Annotated in this window: 27 protein-coding genes and 1 tRNA gene; 15 read left to right on the forward strand and 13 right to left on the reverse strand. The window is 72.4% G+C overall.

Features of this window, described 5'->3' with window-relative positions:
* Nucleotides 1–107: 107 nt before the first annotated feature.
* Both ACWDVW_RS06305 and ACWDVW_RS06310 read right to left on the reverse strand, forming a co-directional pair.
* The gene (locus ACWDVW_RS06305; RefSeq protein WP_449945466.1) at nt 108–965 is read right to left on the reverse strand and encodes an oxygenase MpaB family protein; all 858 of its coding nucleotides are present in this window, start codon (nt 963–965) and stop codon (nt 108–110) included.
* A gap of 31 nt (nt 966–996) precedes the next feature.
* A complete protein-coding gene (locus tag ACWDVW_RS06310) occupies nt 997–1,425 on the reverse strand; it encodes a Fur family transcriptional regulator (protein ID WP_449945467.1) in 429 nt (142 codons plus the stop codon).
* A 197-nt stretch (nt 1,426–1,622) separates the two neighbouring features.
* Here ACWDVW_RS06310 and ACWDVW_RS06315 point away from each other — a divergent pair, with 197 nt between their 5' ends.
* Entirely contained in the window at nt 1,623–2,108 is a 486-nt protein-coding gene (locus ACWDVW_RS06315) for a DUF2231 domain-containing protein (RefSeq protein WP_449945468.1), read from the forward strand.
* 13 nt (nt 2,109–2,121) lie between these two features.
* Here the strand turns inward: ACWDVW_RS06315 and ACWDVW_RS06320 are convergent, their stop codons facing one another.
* The gene (locus ACWDVW_RS06320; protein ID WP_449945470.1) at nt 2,122–2,577 is read right to left on the reverse strand and encodes a hypothetical protein; all 456 of its coding nucleotides are present in this window, start codon (nt 2,575–2,577) and stop codon (nt 2,122–2,124) included.
* A 136-nt stretch (nt 2,578–2,713) separates the two neighbouring features.
* Here ACWDVW_RS06320 and ACWDVW_RS06325 point away from each other — a divergent pair, with 136 nt between their 5' ends.
* Nucleotides 2,714–2,890 (forward strand): hypothetical protein, encoded by a 177-nt coding sequence (locus ACWDVW_RS06325; RefSeq protein WP_396740846.1) that lies wholly within the window; start codon nt 2,714–2,716, stop codon nt 2,888–2,890.
* Between the two features lie 98 nt (nt 2,891–2,988).
* On the opposite strand, the gene ACWDVW_RS06330 is transcribed toward ACWDVW_RS06325, so the two are convergent.
* Together ACWDVW_RS06330 and ACWDVW_RS06335 are read right to left on the reverse strand one after the other, a co-directional pair.
* Complete coding sequence (locus ACWDVW_RS06330) at nt 2,989–3,348, reverse strand: FmdB family zinc ribbon protein (protein WP_449945471.1); 360 nt, start codon at nt 3,346–3,348, stop codon at nt 2,989–2,991.
* A gap of 61 nt (nt 3,349–3,409) precedes the next feature.
* Entirely contained in the window at nt 3,410–4,048 is a 639-nt protein-coding gene (locus ACWDVW_RS06335; protein WP_449945472.1) for a 5-formyltetrahydrofolate cyclo-ligase, read from the reverse strand.
* Between the two features lie 118 nt (nt 4,049–4,166).
* Here ACWDVW_RS06335 and ACWDVW_RS06340 point away from each other — a divergent pair, with 118 nt between their 5' ends.
* The 6 genes from ACWDVW_RS06340 to ACWDVW_RS06365 all read left to right on the forward strand — a co-directional run bounded on the left by ACWDVW_RS06340 (nt 4,167) and on the right by ACWDVW_RS06365 (nt 10,991).
* Nucleotides 4,167–6,407 (forward strand): diguanylate cyclase, encoded by a 2,241-nt coding sequence (locus ACWDVW_RS06340; RefSeq protein WP_449945474.1) that lies wholly within the window; start codon nt 4,167–4,169, stop codon nt 6,405–6,407.
* A gap of 9 nt (nt 6,408–6,416) precedes the next feature.
* On the forward strand, nt 6,417–7,370 hold the full coding sequence (locus ACWDVW_RS06345; protein WP_449945476.1) for a UTP--glucose-1-phosphate uridylyltransferase: 954 nt from the start codon (nt 6,417–6,419) through the stop codon (nt 7,368–7,370).
* Nucleotides 7,367–8,680, forward strand: coding sequence for a molybdopterin molybdotransferase MoeA (locus tag ACWDVW_RS06350; protein WP_449945477.1), 1,314 nt, complete (start codon nt 7,367–7,369; stop codon nt 8,678–8,680). The genes ACWDVW_RS06345 and ACWDVW_RS06350 overlap by 4 nt, the downstream gene beginning before the upstream one ends.
* 30 nt (nt 8,681–8,710) lie before the next feature.
* Nucleotides 8,711–9,352, forward strand: coding sequence for a GNAT family N-acetyltransferase (locus tag ACWDVW_RS06355; RefSeq protein ID WP_350695917.1), 642 nt, complete (start codon nt 8,711–8,713; stop codon nt 9,350–9,352).
* Between the two features lie 179 nt (nt 9,353–9,531).
* The gene (gene sepX / locus ACWDVW_RS06360) at nt 9,532–10,425 is read left to right on the forward strand and encodes a divisome protein SepX/GlpR (protein WP_449945479.1); all 894 of its coding nucleotides are present in this window, start codon (nt 9,532–9,534) and stop codon (nt 10,423–10,425) included.
* Between the two features lie 489 nt (nt 10,426–10,914).
* A tRNA-Ala gene (locus tag ACWDVW_RS06365) sits at nt 10,915–10,991 on the forward strand.
* 195 nt (nt 10,992–11,186) lie between these two features.
* On the opposite strand, the gene ACWDVW_RS06370 is transcribed toward ACWDVW_RS06365, so the two are convergent.
* From ACWDVW_RS06370 to ACWDVW_RS06380, 3 genes are read right to left on the reverse strand one after another with little or no spacing between them, the layout of a single operon-like run.
* Nucleotides 11,187–11,627, reverse strand: coding sequence for an arsenate reductase ArsC (locus ACWDVW_RS06370; protein WP_449945481.1), 441 nt, complete (start codon nt 11,625–11,627; stop codon nt 11,187–11,189).
* On the reverse strand, nt 11,624–12,361 hold the full coding sequence (locus ACWDVW_RS06375; RefSeq protein ID WP_449945483.1) for an aquaporin: 738 nt from the start codon (nt 12,359–12,361) through the stop codon (nt 11,624–11,626). Before ACWDVW_RS06375 ends, ACWDVW_RS06370 begins: the two co-directional genes overlap by 4 nt.
* Entirely contained in the window at nt 12,358–12,726 is a 369-nt protein-coding gene (locus ACWDVW_RS06380) for an ArsR/SmtB family transcription factor (protein ID WP_449945485.1), read from the reverse strand. Before ACWDVW_RS06380 ends, ACWDVW_RS06375 begins: the two co-directional genes overlap by 4 nt.
* 106 nt (nt 12,727–12,832) lie before the next feature.
* On the opposite strand from ACWDVW_RS06380, the gene ACWDVW_RS06385 reads away from it, so the two are divergent.
* Nucleotides 12,833–13,291, forward strand: a complete 459-nt coding sequence (locus ACWDVW_RS06385; protein ID WP_449945487.1) for an ArsI/CadI family heavy metal resistance metalloenzyme — start codon at nt 12,833–12,835, stop codon at nt 13,289–13,291.
* Between the two features lie 100 nt (nt 13,292–13,391).
* Here ACWDVW_RS06385 and ACWDVW_RS06390 read toward each other — a convergent pair whose 3' ends face one another.
* Nucleotides 13,392–14,087: a proteasome protein gene (locus ACWDVW_RS06390; RefSeq protein ID WP_449945488.1), complete on the reverse strand. Its 696-nt coding sequence runs from the start codon at nt 14,085–14,087 to the stop codon at nt 13,392–13,394.
* 95 nt (nt 14,088–14,182) lie between these two features.
* A complete protein-coding gene (locus tag ACWDVW_RS06395) occupies nt 14,183–14,764 on the reverse strand; it encodes a DM13 domain-containing protein (protein WP_449945489.1) in 582 nt (193 codons plus the stop codon).
* 254 nt (nt 14,765–15,018) lie between these two features.
* On the opposite strand from ACWDVW_RS06395, the gene ACWDVW_RS06400 reads away from it, so the two are divergent.
* The gene (locus ACWDVW_RS06400) at nt 15,019–15,762 is read left to right on the forward strand and encodes an SDR family oxidoreductase (protein WP_449945491.1); all 744 of its coding nucleotides are present in this window, start codon (nt 15,019–15,021) and stop codon (nt 15,760–15,762) included.
* A gap of 113 nt (nt 15,763–15,875) precedes the next feature.
* The gene (locus tag ACWDVW_RS06405) at nt 15,876–16,649 is read left to right on the forward strand and encodes a M23 family metallopeptidase (protein ID WP_449945492.1); all 774 of its coding nucleotides are present in this window, start codon (nt 15,876–15,878) and stop codon (nt 16,647–16,649) included.
* A gap of 6 nt (nt 16,650–16,655) precedes the next feature.
* Here ACWDVW_RS06405 and ACWDVW_RS06410 read toward each other — a convergent pair whose 3' ends face one another.
* The gene (locus ACWDVW_RS06410) at nt 16,656–17,687 is read right to left on the reverse strand and encodes a HEAT repeat domain-containing protein (protein ID WP_449945493.1); all 1,032 of its coding nucleotides are present in this window, start codon (nt 17,685–17,687) and stop codon (nt 16,656–16,658) included.
* The gene (locus ACWDVW_RS06415) at nt 17,674–18,366 is read right to left on the reverse strand and encodes a HEAT repeat domain-containing protein (protein WP_449945495.1); all 693 of its coding nucleotides are present in this window, start codon (nt 18,364–18,366) and stop codon (nt 17,674–17,676) included. Before ACWDVW_RS06415 ends, ACWDVW_RS06410 begins: the two co-directional genes overlap by 14 nt.
* Nucleotides 18,367–18,435: 69 nt before the next feature.
* Between ACWDVW_RS06415 and ACWDVW_RS06420 the strand changes: the two genes are divergently transcribed.
* Together ACWDVW_RS06420 and ACWDVW_RS06425 are read left to right on the forward strand one after the other, a co-directional pair.
* Nucleotides 18,436–18,915, forward strand: coding sequence for a hypothetical protein (locus ACWDVW_RS06420; protein ID WP_449945496.1), 480 nt, complete (start codon nt 18,436–18,438; stop codon nt 18,913–18,915).
* 24 nt (nt 18,916–18,939) lie between these two features.
* Complete coding sequence (locus ACWDVW_RS06425) at nt 18,940–19,374, forward strand: VOC family protein (protein WP_449945498.1); 435 nt, start codon at nt 18,940–18,942, stop codon at nt 19,372–19,374.
* 297 nt (nt 19,375–19,671) lie between these two features.
* On the opposite strand, the gene ACWDVW_RS06430 is transcribed toward ACWDVW_RS06425, so the two are convergent.
* A complete protein-coding gene (locus ACWDVW_RS06430; protein ID WP_449945499.1) occupies nt 19,672–19,878 on the reverse strand; it encodes a hypothetical protein in 207 nt (68 codons plus the stop codon).
* Between the two features lie 315 nt (nt 19,879–20,193).
* Here ACWDVW_RS06430 and ACWDVW_RS06435 point away from each other — a divergent pair, with 315 nt between their 5' ends.
* Both ACWDVW_RS06435 and ACWDVW_RS06440 read left to right on the forward strand, forming a co-directional pair.
* Nucleotides 20,194–20,643 carry an SgcJ/EcaC family oxidoreductase gene (locus tag ACWDVW_RS06435; RefSeq protein ID WP_449945501.1) on the forward strand — a complete coding sequence of 150 codons (450 nt, stop codon included), beginning with the start codon at nt 20,194–20,196 and terminating at the stop codon, nt 20,641–20,643.
* 372 nt (nt 20,644–21,015) lie between these two features.
* On the forward strand, nt 21,016–22,410 hold the full coding sequence (locus tag ACWDVW_RS06440) for a family 43 glycosylhydrolase (RefSeq protein WP_449945503.1): 1,395 nt from the start codon (nt 21,016–21,018) through the stop codon (nt 22,408–22,410).

A 22,410-nucleotide genomic window follows, 5' to 3' on the forward strand; every position in this document is an offset into this window, starting at 1 on the left:
AGCCGGGCTGAACGGCCGCGCCCTCAGCCGAGCCGGGCTGAACGGCCGCCGGGGCCTGCGTCGACCCGGCCGTGTATCCGGTCGGTCAGGTCGGAGCAGCCGTCCGGTCAGCCGGACAGGGACGCCGCCCGGGCCGCCCGCTCCTCGGCGGCGCGCCGCATCGGCCCCTCCCGCCAGTCGCGCGGCAGCGCGGTGAGGGCGAGCCGCAGCGCGCGTACCGACACGTCCGCCGACAGGGCGGTGGTCGGCAGGCCCAGCCCGCCGTACAGTCGCCGGGCCCAGCCGGGCAGCAGCGCCAGCGCGGTGCCGGCCACGCCGAAGTACGCCCACCTCAGCGGCCCGAGGTTGAGCCCGACCCGGGCGGGCAGGCTGAGCTTCCACGGCAACGGCGGCGCGGTCAGGAACAGGGCCGTCTCGGCTGCCTCCTTGGTCATGCGCAGCTCCGGGCGCACCCGGCGGTAGTACTCGGCCACCTCGGCGGCGGTGCCCGGGACGGTCTCCGGGTCCAGCCCGACCAGCGCGGCGGACCGCCGCTGCTCGGTGTAGTAGCCGTCCACCTCGGCGTCGTCCAGCGGTACGCCGGCCCGGCGCGCGGTGTCGAGGAACGACTCCACCTCGGTGACGTGTACCCAGCGCAGCAGGTCCGGCTCGTCGACCCGGAACCGCTCCCCGGTGGCCGCGTCGACGGCCGTCATCCGGGCGTGCAGCCGGCGTAGCCGTAGCCCGGCCTCCTCCGCCTCGGCGGTGGTGCCGTAGACGGTGGTGTCGACGTAGGTGGCGGTGCGGTGCAGTCGGCCCCAGGCGTCCCGGCGGTAGTTGCTGTTCTGGGCGACCCCGGCCATCGTCCGGGGGTGCAGCGCCTGGAGATAGAGCGAGCGCAGCCCGGCGAGGAGCAGGATCGGTTCCGCGTGCAGTTTCCAGGTGACCGAGTCGGGACCGAACAGGCCGGTGTCAGTGGAATCCACCCACCAAGGGTGCCACGGCCTGCGGAAACGCTCAGGAGTCGGCGGAGCGACGGGCCTGACAACCGGGACAGAGCCCCCAGAAGGTGACTTCGGCCTCGTCGACGTGGAAGCCGGCCGCAGTGCGCGGATCCAGGCAGGGGGCCTCGCCGACGGCGCAGTCCACGTCGGCGATCTCGCCGCAGCCCCGGCACACCACGTGGTGGTGGTTGTCACCGACCCGGGCCTCGTAGCGGGCGGGGCTGCCGGCCGGTGCGATCCGGCGGGACAGTCCCGCGCGGGAGAGCGCCCCCAATACGTCGTAGACCGCCTGCGTGGAGACCGAGTCGATCCGCTCGCGTACCCGCCGGGTGATCTCGTCGACGTCCAGGTGACCGCCGTCCGCCAACACGTCGAGTACGGCGAGGCGTGGCCGGGTGACCCGCAGGCCGTGCGACCGCAGCAGATCCGCACCGCTGGACATGTGTCAATGACAGCACGCGCACACCGACCGGACAACAGACCGGTGGGTTCGGTGGTTCGGGCCACAGCCAGCCCTCCCGGGTGACGTCTCGGTGAACCCTGGACGCCGGAGAGCCGTGTCAAGCAGGAGCGCGCTGGGCGGGGCCAGCCCCGGCCCGTACGCTGACATGTCACGATCACCTATCGCCGGAGGTGCCGATGTTCGAGAAGGCGCTGGGCCTGCCCATGCACGTGCTCGTCGTGCATGCGGTCGTGGTCTTCGTACCACTGCTGGTGTTGCTCGCCGCCGCGTACATCGCGCTGCCGAGATTCCGTTCCCGCCTGGACTGGGCGGTGGCGATCCTCGCGATCGTCGCGCCGATCACGGCGTTCGTCGGCATGCAGTCCGGCGAGGCCCTGCAGGAACGGCAGATCGCCCGAGGCTTCTCCGGCGAGATCATCGACCAGATGAACGCGCACGCCGCCTACGGTGACGTGCTGTTCCTGATCACGCTGGGGCTCGCCCTGGTGACGATCCTGCTGCTGGTCGCGACCAGCACCCACCCCCGGGCGCCGAAGCTGCCGAGCTGGCTGACGCCGGTGCTGTCGGTGCTGGTGATCGGGGCGGGGGTGGCCGCGCTCGTCTACGTCTGGCTCACCGGTCACTCGGGATCCGAGATGGTCTGGGGCAACACGTTCGACTGACGGCCCGCCGCCGTCAGAGGAAGGCTCGCGAGCAGAGCAGGCAGACCACCACCACGAGGACGGCGCCCGTCACCCCGCCGATCACCCAGGTCAGCCGCTGCGCCCGCTGCTCCTGCGCGTCCAGCGCCGCCATGTCCTGTGCCGGTAGCCGCCGTGGCGGTGCCGCCTGGAGGTGCACCGGTGGACGCCAACCGGGCGGCGGCGCGGTGGTGGGCGGCGGGCCGTCGTACCCGGCCGGTCCTCGACCGCCCGGCGCGACGCCGCCCGTGCCGGTCGTGGCGCCCGGGGCGGGAGCCGTCGGCGGACGCCAGGGATCGTCGGACGCGGGTCGGCGTGGCGCGGGGCCGGGCGTGAACTCCGGCCGGGCGGCGGCGGTGGACTCCGCACCGGAGCCGGGCGTGGGCTCGTCCCCGGTGTCGGGCCGGCGCCAGGGATCGTCGGAGGCCGGGCCGGGGTGAGGCGTCGTCACGTCGACCGACGCTACCAATGACCGGTGCGCCACGCCGTCGGGCCGCGCCGTGCCCCGCACACCGCGATCGGTCCGCCCGCACACGGCGTGGTCGACGGCTCGGGAGCGGGCTGGAGGTGCGTTAGCCTTGGCGCTCGTGACGAGTGGGGATCCGGGCGGGCGGCGCGACGACGATCGCGCGGTCGACCTGAGCGACGACGACTTCGTGGTGCTGCCCGAGCAGAGCACCGACGACACCGATCGCGGCTGGGGCGAGCGGGCCGGCGGCAACGACGACTGGCTGCTGGCCGAGCGTCCGCCGCACTGGGACTGAGCGCCGGGCCGAGCCGGGAACGAACGCCCCGCCGGGCCGTCGCCCGGCGACCGTCGCGATCGACGACGCGGGGCGACGGGTGCCCGGTCAGGTCACCGTCAGGGGGTACTCGCCGCCGCCGGGGCCTTGCTCGTGCCGCCGCCGGAGGAACTGCCCGACGAGCCGGTGCTGCCACCCGACGTGCTGGTCGACGAGGAGGTCGAGCCGGTCGAGGAGGACGACGACTCGGACGTACCCGACTTGCTCGGGCTCGACGCGGTGTCGGTGCTCGCCGAGCCGTTGGAGCGGGAGTCGGTGCGGTAGAAACCCGAGCCCTTGAAGACGATGCCGACGGAGTTGAAGAGCTTCCGCAGCCGCCCCTCGCACGCCGGGCAGTCGGTCAGCGGCTCGTCGGAGAAGGACTGCACCGCCTCGAGCTGGTGACCGCACGCGGTGCAGGCGTACTGGTACGTGGGCACGTTCTCCTCCGGGTCTGACACGGCCGGTTGGCACTCGACGTATTCGAGTGCCAATGGTGCGTCATCGGGGGTCGGTTCGTCCAGCGGAAGTGTGGGGCGCGACACCCGAGGCGGTCGGCAGCGGGTGCAGGCCGCCGCTCGGGGTGAGCGCCGCGCGTACCGGACGGTCGTGCGGCTCGGCCGGGACCTCGTCGAGCAGTTCGCCGTCGTACAGGGGCGTCACCGTGAGGGCGCTCGCGGGCACCCGGGCCAGCGCCCGGTCGTACGATCCGCCACCCCGGCCCAGCCGTACGCCCCGGCGGTCGACGGCCAGCGCGGGCACCACGACCACCTCGGCCGTGGCGATCGCATCGACACCCAGCCGAGGAGTGTCCGGCTCGCGGATGCCCCGACCGGCGGCGACCATCGCGCCGGCTCCCGCCCAGCGGGCCCAGTCCAGGTCCAGGTCGTCACGGAGCACCGGCAGCAGCAGGTCGGCGCCGGGCGGCAGCGCGTCGGCGAGCACCGCCGGCAGGTCCGGTCCGCCCGGCTCGCCGCCCACCGGCGCGTACGCGGCCACCCGGGTCGGCCGCAGCCTGCGTACCAGGGCCACCAGTGCGGCCTGGACGGCTTCGGTCGCGGCCTCGCGCTCGGCGGCGGTGAACGCCCGGCGGCGGGCCAGCAGCGTCACCCGTGTCGCCCGCTTCGCGTCATGCGTCACTTCCGCTCCTTCCGCAAATTCCGGCACGCAACACCCCTCACGCAACGCGTGTCGCACCGTTGCTCTGTGTCAGCATCGCAGGCGACGGTCGCGCAACTTCCGGGGGGAAGGGGAAGCGTTGACGCTACGGGGGCGGTTGACCGCAGCGTTCCTGGCCGTGGCGTTCGGCCCGGTCCTGCTCGGCGCCGTCTTCGTCGCCTCCACCGTGGCGACGATGGACCGCAGTCGCGCTACCGAGCGCCTGGCGGTGGCGGCCACCGCCGTACGTACCTCGATCGACGCGCTCTGCCAGCAGCTCCGTGCCGCGGCGGACGCGGTCGCGCTCACCGCCGACCGGCCGGGTGCCGCCGGACAGGTGGTCAGGCGGGGACTGGCCTCGGCGGTGCTGGTCACCGACGTGACCGGCCGGGTCAGCTACGCCACCCCGGACGCTCCACCGGCCCCCTGGCGGGACTGCGGCCCACCGATGCCACCTGCGGTCGGTCTCGGCCCGGCCACCGCCGGACCGGTCGGTGCGCTCGCCGTCCGGGTGGAACTGCGCGACCCGGCCGGCGCGGCGCTCGGCACGGTCTCCGCCGCCCAACCGGTCGACCCCCGGTTCGTGGCGCGTCTCGCGGCGGTGACCGGCGTCGCGGTGACGCTGCTCGACGGCGGCGGCGCGCCGTACGTCGCGCACACCACGGAGTCGGCGAACGGCCGGGACGAGGTGCTCGCCGCAGCCGCGTCACTGCGCGGCGAGCGGGTGACCGGCACGCCGGACGGCCGGTACCTGCGCCGCGCCGGTCCGACGCCCGGCCAGCCGCTGCACCTGGTGCTCTCGGTCCCCAGCGACCAGCCGCCCGGGCTGCACGCCGTACTGGTCGGCGTGGTGCTGCTGGCCGCCCTGGTGGGGGTGGCCGCCGCCTGGCGACTGGCCCGGGTGACCACCCGCCCGCTGGTGGAGCTGGCCGGCGCGGTCGACCGGGTGGCGGCCGGCGACCTGACCGCCCGGGTGCCGGTACGCAGCGACGACGAGGTCGGCCGGTTGGCCGCCGCGTTCAACCGGATGGCCCAGGAGACCGGTGGCCATCTGGCGGCGCTGGCCAGCAGCCGCGACCAGCTACGCGGGCACCTCGCGGTGCTGGGCGACACCCTGGCCAGCACCCACGACCTGCAACGGATCCTGCGGGTGATCCTGCGCAGCGCGCTCGCCGCGACCGGCGCCCGGGCCGGTGCGGTGCTGCTCACCGAGCCGGGTGGCGTGCTGGTCGCCCAGTGCTCCGAGGGGCTCGACGGACGCTGGCCCGGCACCGGGTCGGTGCCGGTCGGCAGCGGGTTGCTGGGCGAGGTCGCGGCGACCGGCCGACCCTGCCGGGGACGGGTGGACCCGGCCGACGACGCCTCCGGCGAACCGCCCTGCCGGACGTACGTCGCGGTGCCGTTCACCGCGCCCGAGGCGCTTGTCCGCGCCGAACCCGGCCCGGGGTCCGACGCCTCCCGGACCGGCCCGGCGGAGACCGTGCTCGGCGTGCTCGCCCTCTACGACCGGCCGGGCGGGGCCGAGTTCGACGACGACGACCTGGCGACGCTGCGCACCTTCGCCGGTCACGCGGCGGTGGCGGTGGAGAACGTCCGCGTCCACGAGGAGGCGCAGCGGCTCTCGCTCACCGATCCGCTGACCGGGCTCTGGAACTACCGCTACCTGCGCGAGTCGGTACGCCGGGAGGTGGAGCGGGCCAGCCGGTTCGGCCGGACGGTCAGCGTCCTCGTGCTGGACCTGGACCGGTTCAAACGGATCAACGACACGTACGGGCACCCGGCCGGGGACACCGTGCTGGCCGAGTTCGCCCGGCGCGTCCGGGGCGAGATCCGCGAGGTGGACCTCGCCTTCCGGCAGGGCGGGGAGGAGTTCGTGGTGCTGCTGCCGGAGACCGACGCCCGGGGCGCGACGATCGTCGCCGAGCGGCTCGCCGCGGCCGTCCGGGACAGTCCGGTCCACGTGGCACGGCACACCGGAGCGCCGGACACCGTCTCGATGACGGTATCGATCGGGATCGCCGTCTTTCCGGATCACGCCGACACCGGACCGCAGGTGCTCCAGGCAGCGGACGAGGCGCTGTACGCCGCGAAGACGGGTGGCCGGGACACCTGGCGGCTGGCTCCTGCCCGGGAGGCGTCGGCCACCCGGGAGCTACCGGTGCTGGTGGCGACCCGTAGCCCGCAGGACGGGCTGCCCAGGGCCGGACCGGAGGGCGATCCGGGCGAACCGACCACCGACGACGAACCGGCCCCGGCCGGTTCCGCCACGACCGGCAGAACTGCTCCGGCGGGCGGCGCGTCTTCTGGTCCTCACCCGCCGCGTCACGGCCCCGGCCGATAGTCTCGCGACATGTCGGAGCACTCAGCGAACCCCTCAGCGACCGCCGCCACCGGTCGTCCCCGTGCCGTCAAGGCCGTCATCCCGGCCGCCGGCCTGGCCACCCGGTTCCTGCCGGCGACCAAGGCGGTACCCAAGGAGCTGCTGCCGGTCGTCGACCGACCCGTGTTGCAGTACATCGTCGAGGAGGCCGCCCAGGCCGGTATCGGCGACGTGCTACTGATCACCGGGCGCGGCAAGACATCGATGGTCGACCACTTCGACCGCCGGCCCGATCTGGAGGAACGGCTCGCGGAGAAGCCCGAGCTGCTGGCCGCCGTCAAGCGCACCGAGGAACTGGCCGCCATCTACACCTGCCGCCAGCCCGAGCAGCTCGGCCTCGGCCACGCCGTCGGGTACGCCGAGTCGCACGTCGGTGACCAGCCCTTCGCCGTGCTGCTCGGCGACGAGTTCGTCAACCTCTCCGAGCCGCTGCTGCCGGCCATGTTGGAGCTGCAGGCCCGGACGGGTGGCGTGGTGCTCGCCTTCTTCGAGGTCGACCCGGCCGAGACCACGCGCTACGGCATCGCCTCGGTCGAGCCGGCCGAGTCCGAGCTGACCGACATCGGCGAGGTCGTCCGGGTCACCGGCATGGTGGAGAAGCCCAAGCCGGAGGAGGCGCCGAGCAACCTGGCCGTGCTCGGCCGGTACGTGCTGCCGGGCAAGATCTTCGACGCGATCCGGCGTACCAAGCCCGGCAGCGGCGGCGAGATCCAGCTCACCGACGCGATGGAGCTGCTGCGGACCGAGGGCACCCCGGTGCACGCGATCGTCTACCGCGGCATCCGCTACGACACCGGTATGCCGCTGGGCTACCTGCAGACCGTGGTCCAGATCGCCAGCGAGCGCGAGGACCTGGGCGCGGAGTTCCGCAAGTGGCTGGCCGAGTTCGTCAACTCCGACGCGTCGGGCGGTCCGAATACATGACCGCGACGGCCGACGCCGAGGCGGCCGAAAACGGGTTGACGCCGCTCGCCGACTACCTGGGCAGTGTGCTGCGCAGGTTACGCGCGCTGCCTCCGCTCGACCTCGACCTCACCCAGGCGCACGGCAACGTCCTCGCCGAGGACGTCGTCGCACCGCACTCGTTCCCGGCCTTCGACCAGGCGGCCTTGGACGGGTACGCCGCGCGCTGGGAGGACATCGCCGGCGGGGCCCGGGGCGTGGGATACGTCCCGGCCCAGTCCGGCCGTCCGGGTGGCCGCACGGTACGCCTCAACGTGGTCGGTGACCTCGGCGCGGCGAGCTGGCGGCCGGTCCGACTCACCCCCGGCTCGTGCTTCTCGGTGGCCGCCGGAGCACCACTGCCGGTCGCCGCCGACGTGGTCGTCCCGGTCGAGTGGACCGACCAGGGCATGGCGGCGGTGGAGATCTTCCGCGCCCCGAAGCGGGGTTACGGCGTACGCCGGGCCGGCGAGGAGGTGACCGCAGGCACTCTGCTCGCCCGCGCCGGCACGTACGTCTCACCGGCACTGGTCGCGGTCTTCGCCGCCACCGGCATCGGGCACGTGGTGGTCCGCCCCAGCCCCCGGGTGGTGATCGTGGCCACCGGCGACGAACTGGTGGACGTGGGCCGGGGCAGCCAGCCCGGTCAGGTGGTCGACGCCAACTCGCACGCGCTGACCGCCGCGGCGGCGGAGGCGGGCGCCCTGGCGTACCGGGTGGGCATCTGCGACGACGACCCGGAGGGGTTGCGTGGCCTGCTGGAGGACCAGACCCTGCGGGCCGACCTGATCATCACCACCGGCGGCACCGGCACCGGGCCGGGCGACATGGTCCGCCGCATCCTGTCCCGCCGCGAGGGCAGCCGCGCCGGACCGGTCACCTTCACCGACGTGGCGCTCTATCCGGGCACCGCGCTCGGGTTCGGCACCGTCGGCGCCGAGGAGGTGCCGGTGGTGTGCCTGCCCGGCGACCCGGGCGCCGCGATGATCGGTTTCGAGGTGCTGGCCCGCCCCGCCATCAACCTGCTGGCCGGCGCCGAACCGGTGTTCCGGCCCAGCGTGCGGGCACACCTGCTGGAGACGGTCTCCTCGCCCGTGGGCCTGCGCGAGTTCCGCCCCGCGCACGTCGCGGAGCGCCGAGGTGGGGGTTACACTGTCCAACCGCTCAACGGCGGTCCGTTCACCCTCGCCGGCCTGGCCGAGGCGAACGGGCTTCTCGTTCTCGGCGAGCGGGTCACCGCCGCCGCTGCCGGCTCCACCGTGGACGTGCTGCTGCTCGACCGTCGACGGTGAATCCGGGTGACGCTCGGGAGTGGAGGAGTGGTGCGGTTCCGACGGGCGCCCGGCTGGCCGGTGGTGCTCTCCGACGGGCCGGTGCTGCTGCGGCCGTACCGACGCTCCGACGCGGCGGCCTGGTCCGAGGTGCGCTGCGCCAACCGGGAGTGGCTGGCCCCGTGGGAGTCCACGCCGGCCGGTGACTGGGCCGATCTGAACTCGCCGGCCACCTTCCGCTGGGTCCACCGCGACCAGCGGCGCTCGGCGCGTACCGGTGAGGGCATGCCGTTCGCGGTCTGCCTGTACGCCGACGGCGCGGAACGCCTGGTCGGGCACATCAACATCGGCAGTATCGTGCGCCGGGCGTTCTGCTCCGGCTACGTCGGCTACTGGGTGGACCGTCGAGTCGCCGGCCAGGGTGTGATCCCTACCGCGATGGCGCTCGCCGTCGACCACGCCTTCGGCCCCGGTGGACTGCACCGGGTGGAGGTCAACATCCGGCCGGAGAACGGGCCGTCCCGCCGCGTGGTGGAGAAGCTGGGCTTCCGCGAGGAGGCGTACCACGCGCGCTACATGCACATCGACGGTGCGTGGCGGGACCACATCGGGTACGCGATGACGAGCGAGGAGATCGCCGCCGAGGGCGGGCTGCTGGCCCGTTGGCACCGGCTGCGCGCCCGTACGCCGTGAGCCGTCCCACGTGCGGAATCGGCGCGGCGCGGTTGTTCCGGCCAGCCTGACCCGTAACCTCAGGTAACTGCAAGCTGCGGCAGGCGCTGCCCGCTCCGCATGATTCACGTCGCCGACGCCGATCGGTGAAAGATCCTGCGGCCGGTCGGCGGTTGCTCCGAATCTTGGTGACGGGAGGGGTGAGGGTGCCGACCTCGGTGCTCCTCGCCGTCCTCGCCGCCGCCGGTCTGCTCGCTCTCGCTCCGGCGCTGGTTCGCCGGTACGACGCCGCCGAGCGGTTGGTGGCGGAGCGGGCGCAGTCGACGGCGCGGGTGCTCCAGCGCCGCCGACGACGCCGCACTGTCCCCGGCCGCAGACCGGTCAACCCGTCCCGTGCCCTCGTCGTCACCCTCAGCGAGGATGCCAGCTCGGGGCAGCTCGCCGCCCCCGTCTCCGGCCCACCCGCACCCCGCACCCGCGACTCCCCGGACGCATCTGCTCGCTCCGGTGGTGCGGCCGGCGATCCGGCCCCCGCAGGCTCGGTCGACAGCGCTCCCGCATCGCGCCGGTCCGGGCGGCCGAGTCGGCTGCGCTCCGTCGCGCCGACCGGGAACCGTCCACGCCGCCGCCCCGACCGCCGCCGCCCGCACACCCCCGCCGTCTACCGCCGCCGCCGGGTCCTCGCCGCCCTGGTGCTGCTCAACGCCGTCGAACTGGTCGGCGTCCTGGTGGTCGGCCCCGGCTTCTGGATCAGCTTCGCGGTCACCGGCACCCTGCTCGTCGTGTACGTCGTCCACCTGCGCGCCCGCGCACTCGCCGACCGCCGTCGTCGGCGTGCCCGGGCCCGCGAGGCCGCCTGGCTGGCCGCGAGGCAGGCCGAGGTGCGCCGCGAACAGGCACGCCGCGCCGCAGCCCGTCGGGAGGCCCAGCGTCGCCTGGCCGCCCAGCGGGAGTCCGTCCGGCGTTCCGCCATGGGCCTGGACCGCCCCGCCGACCTGCCACAGGTCGCCAGCGGCGGCTCGGTCTCCTACCGCCGCGCCGGCGGCCTGCGCGGTCGTCCCTACGAGGCCGGGCGCGGCTCGCACAGCGCCTGAGCCGTCCCGCCCTGCCGGCGACTCGCACAACGCACCTCCCGCACTGCGGCGAGCCGCCGTGCACCCACCCGTCCCGCCCGTTCTGCCCGTCCCACCCGTCCCGCCTGTCGGCTCGGTCCCGCCTGCCGCCCGGCCCTCTCCGGCGCCCGGCCCTCTCCGGCGCCTGGTCGCGGACGGGGACGTGCGACTCGTGGCGGGTCGAGGCGGCAGTTTCAGGGATATTGCTGCCTCGACGGTGGTGGGAGGCAGCAGTATCGGGGATGTTGCTGCCTCATGGGCTCCGAGGGGCTGGCGTCCGGTGAGGCGAGGCAGCGGTATCGGGGATGTTGCTGGCTCGTCGGCCCGAGGGGCTGGTGTCCGGTGAGATCGCGTGGATCTTGGGGTGTCGGGCGGGCGGGGCGGTTCGCGGCGAAGGCGGCCGACCTGTTAGCCTTGTCACCGGCCCGCCCGGTGAAAGCCGGACGGGACCAATGCCGGTAAACCGGCGGAGGGGCTGTGGCGCAGACTGGTAGCGCACCTCGTTCGCATCGAGGGGGTCAGGGGTTCAAATCCCCTCAGCTCCACCAGCAATACCAATGGCCAGCGGAAACGCTGGCCATTGATCATTTGGCACAGATCCGGCACAACTCAGCCCGGAAGCGCCGACCCCGAGCGGTTCTCCGCAGCCTCCCGAAGCGCCGTGCTGACGATGTCGCGGCGACGGTTCTCCTTCGGCCACCGGTGCAGGTACGTCTCCGACCCGAGTCCGACCCCGGGCATCCTCAGGGAAGCCGGGAGATGCGGGCGGGTGGTTGCCCGGTCTCCGGCTTGATGCTGGCGAGCAGTTCGGTGACGTGGGTCCTGATGTCGTCGCGCACGTGGCGGACGACGTCGAGGGGTTGACCGGCGGGGTCGGTGAGTTTCCAGTCTTCGTAGCGTTTGCCGGGGAAGACGGGGCAGGCGTCGCCGCAGCCCATGGTGACGATGACGTCGCTGGTTTCGGCGGTGTCCCAGGTGAGTCGGGTCGGGGTCCGGTCGGTGATGTCGATGCCGACTTCCCGCATGGCTTCGACGGCGGTGGGATTGATCTGGTCGGTGGGCGCGCTGCCGGCGGAGCGGACCTCGACGGTGTTCCCGGCGAGGTGGCGTAGCCAGGCGGCGGCCATCTGGGAGCGACCGGCGTTGTGGACGCAGACGAACAGGACGCTGGGCTTGTCGGTCATCGAGCTTCGCTTTCTCGGGTGGGGTGGGGCACGACCACCGCGTCAGCGGCGTGTCCGGCGTGGGGGTACCAGGCGGCGAGGGCGGTGACGGCCACCAGGCCGCCGACGAGCTGGGCGGCGACGAAGCCGGGCACGGAGGCAGGGGCGATGCCCGTGAAGGTGTCGGTGAAGGCGCGGCCGATGGTGACCGCCGGGTTGGCGAAGGAGGTCGAGGAGGTGAACCAGTAGGCCGCTCCGATGTAGGCGGCGACGGCGGCCGGGGCCACGGTGGTGCGGCCGGAACGGGCGAGAGCGAAGACCAGGAGGACCAGCCCGGCGGTGGCGACCACCTCGGCCAGCCACAGATTCCCGCCGGTGCGGTCGGTGTGGGACCAGGTGACCGGCGGGAGCCCGAACATGAGGGCGGCCAGAACCGCCCCGGCGACGGCCCCGGTGACCTGCGCGCAGACGTAGCCGGCCAGGTCCCGGAGGGTCAGACCGGTCCCGAACCGGCGGCCGAGCCACCAGTCGACGGCCGAGACGACCGGATTGAGGTGCGCGCCCGACACAGGGCCGAACATCAGGATCAACGCGCCCAGAGCGAGGGCGGTGGCAACCGCGTTCTCCAGGAGTTGGAGCCCCACATCCGTCGGGGAGAGCCGGGTGGCGGCGATCCCGGAGCCGACGACGGCGGTGACCAGCAGGGCCGTACCGGTGAACTCTGCGCTTGCCCGCCGGGCCAGCGCGAGGCTCACCCGGTGGCCGCAGTGGCCGTGGGGATGTCCAGCAGTGCGCCGAGCTGCCGGAAGGCTTCCGGGCGGACCCGGTACCAGACCCAGGTGCCCCGCCGCTCGGAGTCCACCAGGCCCGCGTCTCGCAGCACCCGGAGGTGGTGGGAGATGGTGGGCCCGGACAGGTCGAACGCCGGGGTCAGGTCACAGACGCAGATCTCCGGTACCGAGGCGATCATCGACATCAGCCGGAGCCGGACCGGGTCGCCCAGGGCCTTGAACATCGGGGCGACCACCGCCGCCTGGCCGTCGTCCATCGGACGGGCCGCGATCGGGGCGCAGCAGGCCACGGCGTTCAGGTCGACCACCGGTACGGCTTGTTTCGACATGCGTCTAGGTTGACAGATCTCAAAACAAGAGGCAACGTGGGGGCTGATTCGAAATTCATCTAGACAGGACGGGTCGGCGATGGCGGTCCTGTCGAGAGGAGAGCCCATGTCCCGCGTTCAACTTGCCCTGCGCGTGTCCGACCTCGAAGGCTCCGTGGCCTTCTACTCGAAGCTGTTCGGCGTCGAACCGGCCAAGCGTCGCCCCGGCTACGCCAACTTCGCCGTCCAGAACCCGCCGTTGAAGCTCGTGCTCCTGGAGGGCGAGCCCGGCCAGCCGACCGTGCTGGACCACCTGGGCGTCGAGGTCTCCACCACCGAAGAGGTCAACGCCGCCACCCGGCGCCTCACCGAATCCGGCCTGATCACCCTGGAGGAGAACAGCACCGAATGCTGCTACGCCCTCCAGGACAAGGTCTGGGTGCGTGGCCCCGGTGACGAGCCTTGGGAGGTCTACACCGTCAAGGCCGACTCCGACCACCTGGAGAAGGCCACCGCAAGCGCCTGCGGCACCCCCGCCGCCGACAAGGAGCCGGCCACCACCGGAGCCGCCGGTACCTGCTGCTGACCTGCACACGACCGCAGCAGCAAACGTCCCGCCCGTGACGCCTCGGCCCTCGTGGGAGGGTGCGAGCCGGGCGGCGGGCGGGACGGTGGCAAGCCCGGTGTCAGTCGAACAGCCCGTCGAGCGCTTTCTGTTCGAGGTCGCGCCAGCGCTGGGCGTCCTTCAGCGCCTTGGCGATCTCCTTCTCGTCGAGGTGGTGCGCGCCCTCCTCACGGATGCACGCGACGCTGAACGGCCCGCCGACCGATGGCGAGGTCCGCTCCAGCGCCTCCAGCACCCGGACCACGCCCACCACGCCGTACTCGACGGTGCGCGTGGTCATCCGGAAGTGGGACAGCAGCGCGCCGGCCTGCTGGGCCATGGGCGCGCCGGAGCCGATGGCGTGGAAGCCCACGTCCTCGTAGCGGCCGATGAGACCGTTGGGGTTGATCTCCACGATCCACGGCCCGCCCTGGCTGTAGCCGACCGCGAGCAGGTACGCCGACACCCCACCGCCGCCGTTCTCGCCGGGCACGTCCGGGATGTAGTTCGCGTAGTGCTTCTTGAAGACGGGTAGGACGCGCTCCTGCAACTCGCCGCCGATGTCGGGTGCTTCGAGGATGGCGGTGGCCGACTCCTCAAGGAGTGGGCGCAGGTCGTTGAGTACGCCCCGCGCGCCGCTGCCGCCCCAGGCGGCGCAGGAGCCCAGCGGGTGCAGTTTCTGGGCGGGGAAGCTCAGACCGCGGTCGCTCTCGGTGATCTGGGAGTCCGCGCCGATCACCACCCCGTCGCTGCAGACGATGGCGAGTACGACGGTCATGGGTCCTCCTGGGCAGGGGTGCGGGGTTGGGCGCGAGGTACCCGGCATCCCGTCCGCCTACACCCCGACAGGTGTCGGGCCAACCACAGCGGGGGTCAGGACGGTTTCCGCAGCTCGGCTGCGCCGAAGGACACCGAGAACCGCTTGCACCAGATCGAGATGCTGCGGAAGTCGTCGAGATTCGCGTCGGCGGGGATGTCGTACACCTGGTCGCCCCGGTTTCCCTTGAGCCGGTCGAGTTCGAGCCATCGCCCGTCGTCGAAGACGTGCCAGCCGGCCCGGCCGGGGAGCACCGGCTGGTCGGTGAGCCAGACTCGCAGGTCGGGGCCGTTGGAGGTGGCGAGGTCCTCTAGTGCCAACTGGTGACTGCCGTCGGAGAGCCGGATCAGTCGGGCGGTGCCGGTGGTCTCGTGCTCATGCGTGACGAACTCTCCGCTGGCCAGCAGCACGTTCCTCGGACTCGGCGCGGCGGATGCCTCGGCGGAGGGTGACGCCTCGGCCGAGGGGCCCACCTCTGCTGACGGTGATCCCTGCGGCGCGGTTGCGTCGGTGATCGGCAGTATCTCGGCGACCACCTGGTTGGTGAACAGCTTCCATGGTTGGAACCAGAAGAGGCCGAACGCCGCGCCTCCGCCCAGCAGCACGATCAGGAGCCAGGTCAGGGGTTTGCGCGTCATCGTCGGAGCCTACGTCGGGTGGCCGCGCCGTCAGGCGACTCCAGTCCGTTTCGGATCTTCCGGTCACGTTGTGTACGGCGGCTCGTGGACGCAGCGTCCGCACGGGTGTCTCGTCGAGGGTGCGAGGCCGCCCCGATCCGGGAACGGAACGTGTTCGGAACTCATCGCCGGATGTGGATGGGGGCCGCGTAACAGCTTGTCGTGACGGGTGACCCGGATGATCGCGATCCTGAGTGAACTGTCAGGATTGCGGTATGACGGTCAGAACTGCCGGCAGGGTTGCCCTGGTCACGGGTGGAAGTCGGGGCATCGGCGCCGCCGTCGCGCGCCGGCTCGCCGAGGACGGGATCGACGTGGCGTTCACCTACCGCACGGCGGGGGACAACGCGAAGTCCGTCCTGGCCGACATCGAGGCGTACGGGCGCACGGGCCTGTCGATCAGCGCGGACAGCGCGGATTCGGGGGCGGTCGTCGGTGCGGTGGAGCGGACCGTGGCCGAGCTGGGGCGGCTGGACATCCTGGTCAACAACGCGGGGGTGTTCGCGGGTGGGCCCATCGAGTCGGTCAGCCTCGACGCGCTGGACCGGGCGGTCGCGGTGAACGTGCGCGGGGTGTACCTGGCCACCCAGGCGGCGGTGCGGCACATGGGCGATGGTGGGCGGATCGTCAACATCGGCAGCAGCTTCGCCAGTCGCGTCCCCGCGCCCGGAGTCAGCGCGTACGCGATGACCAAGAGCGCGGTGAACGGGCTGACCCGGGCGCTGGCCCGTGAGCTCGGCCCGCGCGGCATCACCGTCAACCTGATCCTGCCCGGCTCGACCGACACCGACATGAACCCGGCTGACAGCGACGGTGCCGACGCGCAGCGGACGCAGATCGCCCTCGGGCGGTACGCATCGCCGGCCGACGTGGCCGCGACGGTCAGTCACCTGGTGGGCGACGGCGGTCGGCACATCACCGGTGCGTCGATCGCGATCGACGGTGGTGCGACCGCCTGACCGGTGGCGTCCCGACTGCACGGTGACCTAGACTCCAGACCTCAGCCGATCGAAGATCGTCGTTTCGCTCGGCGGTGTCGACGGACGTGTCCCGGCTACCGGCTGGAGCGGTTGTGGACGAAGGTCACCTGGTCGATCGCCGGCGCCTGCTGGGCCTGATCACCGCCACCCTCGCCGTCGGCGTCATCCCCGAGGCGTGGCTCGCCGAGGCGGCGTACGGAGCGACACCCCGCTGGAACCGCCCCTTCGACAAGTGGATCCCGATCACTTCGTCGTTCGGGGTCCGGGTCGACCCGATCACCGGCGAGCGGCGGCAGCACAACGGCACCGACTACAGCGCCGCCGGCATCCTCGGCTACCCGGTCCGGTCGATCGCGGCCGGCACCGTCACCGGCGTCACCTACAGTGCCGCCGGGCTCGGCCACCACGCCACGGTCACCCATGCCGACGGGTGGCGCAGCGTCTACGGCCACCTGCGGGACGTACCCGTGGTGCGGGTCGGCGCGCAGCTCGCGGCCGGGCAGCACCTCGGCAACGTCGGGTCGACGGGCCGCTCCACCGGGCCGCACCTGCACCTGGAGATCTTCCATCCGAACGGGCACCGCGTGGACCCGGAGTCGATCCTCACCGGCGCTCCCTACGCCGGGGCGCCCGGCCAGCCACCCGCGATTCTCACGAAGGACGGACTCATGTACCTCATCTGGAGCACCGGCGGCACCGGGTACCTGGTCACCCCCAACCGCGTCATCGGGTTGCGGTCGATGGCCCACTACAACCTCTTCAAGCGGATCATCAACTCGAACCAGGCCGCCGACCAGCCCGAGGTCTTCAACCAACTGGAGATCGACCAGATCAACGCGTACCTGAACGGGCACGTCCCCGCCTGACCGGCGTCAGGTCGCGCCGCGCCGGTCACCGGCGTCACCCACGCGCCCGTCGAGGACGGCCAGCAGGGCCGACGCGACGAGCGCCACCGGTCGGTCGTCGTCGCGGGTCAACCGGCGCAGCGTGTCCGCCGCCAGGGTCCCCGGCATCTCGGCGAGGGCCTGGGTCAGTCGCATCCGCGCTGCCGAGTCCGCGCCCGGATCGGCGAGTGCGTCGACCAACGCCGTCATGATCCGCTCCGCCCACGTCGGGTCCACGGCCAGCGTGCCCAGCAGCTCGGCCGCCTCGACGTCGTTGGGGCCGTCGACCACGAGGCCGACCAGCGTCGGTACCGCCCGGGTGTCGCCTCGGGCACCGAGCGCGAGCGCGGCCGGCCCTCGTACCGTCGGCTCGGCGTCAGCGAGCGCGTCGACGAGGGCGCCGCTCGCCTCGTCTCCGGGCAACTCGGCCAGCGCCTGGACCGCGCGCCGCCTGACCTCGGCGTCATCCGAGGTCAGGCCGGACGCCACCCGGGCCGCGCCGCCGCCGGACGCCCGCGCGAGAGCCCAGCGCAACGCACCGGCGACGTGCGGATCCGTCTCGCCGAGCACCGCCTCGGCCAGCAGTTCGGCGGGTGCCGACGCGTGCTCGGCCAGGACGGCCTGCTGACGCCGCGCCGCACTGCCGGAACCGAGACCGTGCAGCAGCTCGATCAGGCGCGCCACCTCCGGCCAGTCGGCGGGCTCGGCGGCATCGACCGTGCGGAGCCGGTCGAGCAGCTCGCGCTCCCGGTGCAGCCGCTCCTCGGTCCGGCGGATGAGGTCGCCGACCAGCGCCGCCGGGGTGAAGCCGGGATCGTCGAGGGTACGACCGATCTCGCGCAGCGACAGCCCCAGCGAGCGCAGCCCCTCCACATGGAAGATCCGCCGGATGTTCTCCGGGGTGTACTCCCGGAAGCCGCCCACCGTGCGGCCGGTGGGGCGGACCAGCCCGAGCGTGTCGTAGTGCCGGAGCATCCGGGCACTGACCCCCGAGCGGCGCGCCACCTCACCGATCAGCACCAGGCGACTCCTCCCGGTCCGGTCCGAGGACCGTGACCCGTCTCGCCTCGTGCACGGCGAGGTCGAATCCGGCGTCCGGGTCGTACAGCAGCCGTTCCGTGGCGCGGGCGTGTACCCGTACCGCCGGGTTCCGGTGGGTGGCCGCCGCCTCCAGGACCGGCTCGACCACGTCGGCCAGCGCGACGAGGGCCTGGCTCAGACTGAGCTGGACCTCCCGGTTACCCCGGCCGAACTGCCTGGCCAGCTCCGTGGCCAGCGCCGACCGCTCCGCGTCGGGCACCAGGACGACGGCCGCCCGCCAGGCGGTCCGGGCCACCGTGTCGTCGGCGTCGCGAAGCAGCGCCGTGGTGATCGCCGGCCAGGCGCTCCGGTCCCCGATCTTGGACAGGGTGTGCAGTGCCTGACTGCGGGCCTGGGCGTGCGCGGAGTCGAGTTCCGCCAGCAGCCTCGGCATCGTGATCTCCGCCGGCAACCGGGTCAGCGCCCAGGTGAGCATGTCGCGCACGAAGAAGTCCGGCTCGACCTCGCAACGGGCCACGAGCGCGTCCACCAGGCCCGGGTCCGGGTGTGTGCCGACGGCCAGGGCCGCGTTGAGTCGTGTCGACGAGTCGTCGGCGGCCAATGCGGCGACCACTCGTCCGGCGGGCGTGGGCTTGCCTGTCGAGTCGATGGGAACCACCTCCGACCACCAGTGAAGACCTTGACACTGTGACAGGGTCAAGTCTCGCGTGTTCCCTAGACTGCGGTGGTGCGATACGACCAGGTCGAAGCAGCGATCCGTCGACTCGTCGACACGGCGGGGGAGGACGAGCTCCGGGTGTTCGGCATCGAGACGGTGGCCCGCCTCGTCCGCGACGAGCGGCTGGTCGACATCGCCGCCGACGGGGAACTGGACGAGGACGCGGTAGCCGCCTTCACGCTCGCCCGGGAGACCGTCGGGACGGCCGACGCCGCCGCGTCACGGGCACTGATGACGCGGATCGACGAGGGTGTCCTCACTGACGGCGACATGGACCCGGAACTGCTCATCGTCCTCGCCGCGCTGGAACACTGGACGACGTACCTGGAGACCGGGCAGCGGGGCGAACTCTACGAGCTGGCGCTCCGCTCCGTCGAGCAGGTCGACTACCAGGTCTCCGCCGACCTCGACGACTTCCTGGCGACACCCGAGATGGCCGCCGAGTACGCGCGGATCGCGCGGCTGTCGCAGGGCAGGCCCCCGGCCTGAGGAACTGCCCTATACGGTGGGTCGATGGCGTCCGTGAAGCAGGTCCAGGTGACCTTCGACTGCGCAGACCCCGAGCGCGTCGCCCGTTTCTGGTGCGAGGTGCTGGGATACGTCGTGCCGCCGCCACCGGAGGGCTTCGCCGACTGGGCCGAGTTCGACCGCGCGCTGCCGCCCGAACGGCAGGGCTCGGCGTTCGCCTGCGTCGACCCGACCGGCGCGGGCCCGAGGCTGTTCTTCCAGCGCGTACCCGAGGGCAAGGTGGTCAAGAACCGGCTGCACCTCGACGTACGGGCCGCCACCGGGCTCGTCGGCGCGGAACGCGTGGCCGCGCTCGAAGCCGAGGGCGCGCGGCTGGTCGCGCTCGGCGGGGCCCGGGTGCGGCTGCTGGAAGCCGACGGCTTCAACGAGTCCTGCCTGGTGATGCAGGACGTCGAGGGCAACGAGTTCTGTCTCGACTGAGGAGCCGCCCACACCAGGCACACCCCGGAGATCATTACCCGGCACAGCGCCCGCCCACCCCGACCCGCGCCAACTGCCGGATGGAGCCCTCGTACGACCGGCTGAACCTCCTGATGGCCGCCCGACCCGCCGACATGATGGTCGCTTACCGGCCGCCCAGCGACACGCGCATCCGATGAGCGTACGTCGTGCGGTCGGTGATGCGCTCGGTGCCAAGGTCACGAGCGAGTGAGTCGGCGGGACGTTGATCCGAGGCAGGGACATGCCGCGAGTCGCGCGTGACCAGGAGGTCCGAAGTCAGCCGCTTCGACGGTTGCCGTACTGGCGAGGACTCTGCACCGTGCCGGAACGGCCGTGGACGCGGCTCGCGGCACTCCCGGTGTGTTTGGCGGTGGCCTTGCCCTTGGACCGGCGTGCCGCCCGGTTCTCGAAGGGTTGCGGCTGCCCCTCACTTTCCGCTTCGGCGTCAGCGGTGGGCTCGGCGTCGCTGGTGGCGTCGGCCATCGGTGCCTCCTCGTGCAGTTCAGGACTGGGCTGTTCGCTGCGGGTTCGCAAGCGTGGCCGCCGCGATACGCAGACGGTAGCGGGCAGGCCGACCCGAGTCGGGACCGGGTGAACATCCAGCCACGCCAGAGCCCTCGCCAGGGTGATCCCACCACGACACCGTCCGAGCGCCCGGATATCTGCCGCGAGGTGCACGCGAGGAGGCAAGACCGACCCTCCAGGGTCGTCCGCCGGGACTCCGGCTGTGCGCTCGGCGCGAGAAGCCGGTGTTCCCGCGTTGACCTCAAGTGGGGTTCAACTCCTAGCGTGGTCGACATGAGTGACGTCGATCAGTCGAACCCTGAGGTCGAGATCGAAGCGATCAAGCAGGTGATCGCCACGGTCGAGCACGCCCAGAACACCGAGTCTCCGGACGAGTTTCTCGGCCTGTTCCGCGCCGATGCGATCTACACCACGGCTGGGGGCACCCGCCTCTTCGGCCTCGATGCGATCTCGGCGTTCACCCGTCAGGTGCTGCCCGGTGGGATGCAGGGCCTGACCGTGACCTTCGAGCTGGAGCACGTGCTGTTCGTCCGGCCCGATGTTGCTGCCGTCAAGGTACGTCAGGTCTATCGGTCGCCGGAGGGCCCCGACGTCGGGTCTCCTCTGTGGATCATGTCGAAGGAAGGCGGGCGGTGGCTCCTGGCGGCATGCCAGAACACCGCAGCGCCCGACGACGAGGTGCCCTCGACATCGCACCACCGCCCCGTCTTCGCCCCCCGCTGACACCCCACCCACCCACCCCACCCACCCCACCCACCCCACCCACCCCACCCACCCCGCCACCCACCCCGCCACCCACCCCGCCACCCGCCCACCCCGCCACCGTGTTGATCAAGAGGTTTGGTCGTTCCGGGACGCCGTCGTGGGCGCAAACTTCTTGATCACCGCGGGTGGCGGGGTGGGTGGGCGGGGCGGGCGGGGTGGGTGGAGGGGGTGGAGGGGTGGTGTGCTGCGGCGGGGTTTCGTATAGATGACGTTCTCTTGACGGGGGTGGTTGTTAACGCTATCAATGCGGTCAGAGTGTTCCTGTCATGGCGGAAGGGCGGGGCTATGGTGCGACGTGGTGTTCGTCGGGTCGTGGCAGTGGCGGCGGTCGTGGTCTTGTCGGCAGGCGCCGCGGTGGTGGGGACGGTGCCGGCGCAGGCCGCTGCGGTCACCTTCACCAACCCGCTGGCCGAGCAGCGTGCCGACCCGCACGTCTACCGGCACACCGACGGGTACTACTACCTCACCGCCACGGTCCCCGAGTACGACCGGATCGTGCTGCGCCGTGCCACCACGCTCCAGGGGCTGGCCACCGCCACCGAACGGGTGATCTGGCGTAAACACGGCAGTGGCGAGATGGGCGCGCACATCTGGGCGCCCGAGATCCACTTCATCGACGGCAGGTGGTACGTCTACTTCGCCGCCGGACGTACCGACGACATCTGGGCCATCCGGCCGTACGTGCTGGAGAGCAGTGCAGCCAACCCGCTGGACGGGCCGTGGGTGGAACGTGGCCAACTCCAACCGGCCCGCAACAGCTTCTCGCTCGACGCCACCACGTTCGTCCACAACGGAGTGCGCTATCTGGCCTGGGCCGAGTACGCCGGTAGCAACTCGAACATCTATCTGGCCCGCGCGGTCAACCCGTGGACGTACGCGGGCACCCCGGCCCTGATCGCCACCCCCACGTACGCCTGGGAGACCCGGGGGTACCGCGTGAACGAGGGGCCGGCGGTGCTGATCCGCAACGGGCGGGTGTTCATGACGTACTCGGCCAGCGCCACCGACGCCAGTTACGCGGTCGGGCTGCTCACCGCCTCGGCCACCAGCGACCTGCTCAACCCGGCGTCGTGGAGCAAGCGGTCCACACCGGTGCTGGCCAGCGACGCCCGGACGGGTCAGTGGGGGCCGGGGCACAACTCGTTCACCGTCGCCGAGGACGGCAGCGACGTGATCGTCTATCACTCCCGCAACTACGAGCGGTACCTCGGCAACGGCTACGACCCGCTGACCGACCCGAACCGGCGTACCCGGCTCCAGCGGGTCTACTGGAACGCCGACGGTACGCCGAACTTCGGCGTACCGGTGCCGGACGGCCTCAGCCCGGTGCGGCTGCGCGCGCACGACCTGCCGGACCGCTACATCCGGCACTGGGAGTTCCGGGCGCGGCTGGAACCGAACGTCACCGCCCTGGCCGACTCGCAGTTCCGGATCGTCGCCGGCCTCTCCAACTCCGCAGCGATCTCGTTGGAGTCGACCAACTATCCCGGCTACTACCTGCGGCACCGTAACCACCAGCTCTGGGTGGAGCGCAGCGACGGCTCCACATTGTTCCGGCAGGACGCCACGTTCACCCGCCGGGCCGGGCTCGCCGACGCGGCGAAGGTGTCGCTGGAGTCGGTGAACTTCCCCGGTCAGTACGTCCGGCACCGCGACGGGCTGCTCCACCTGGAAGCCGTGTCGGACGCTTCCGGGCGCGCGTCGGCCACCTTCGCCCTGGACTGA

The sequence above is a fragment of the Micromonospora sp. NPDC003241 genome (genome assembly GCF_053589795.1).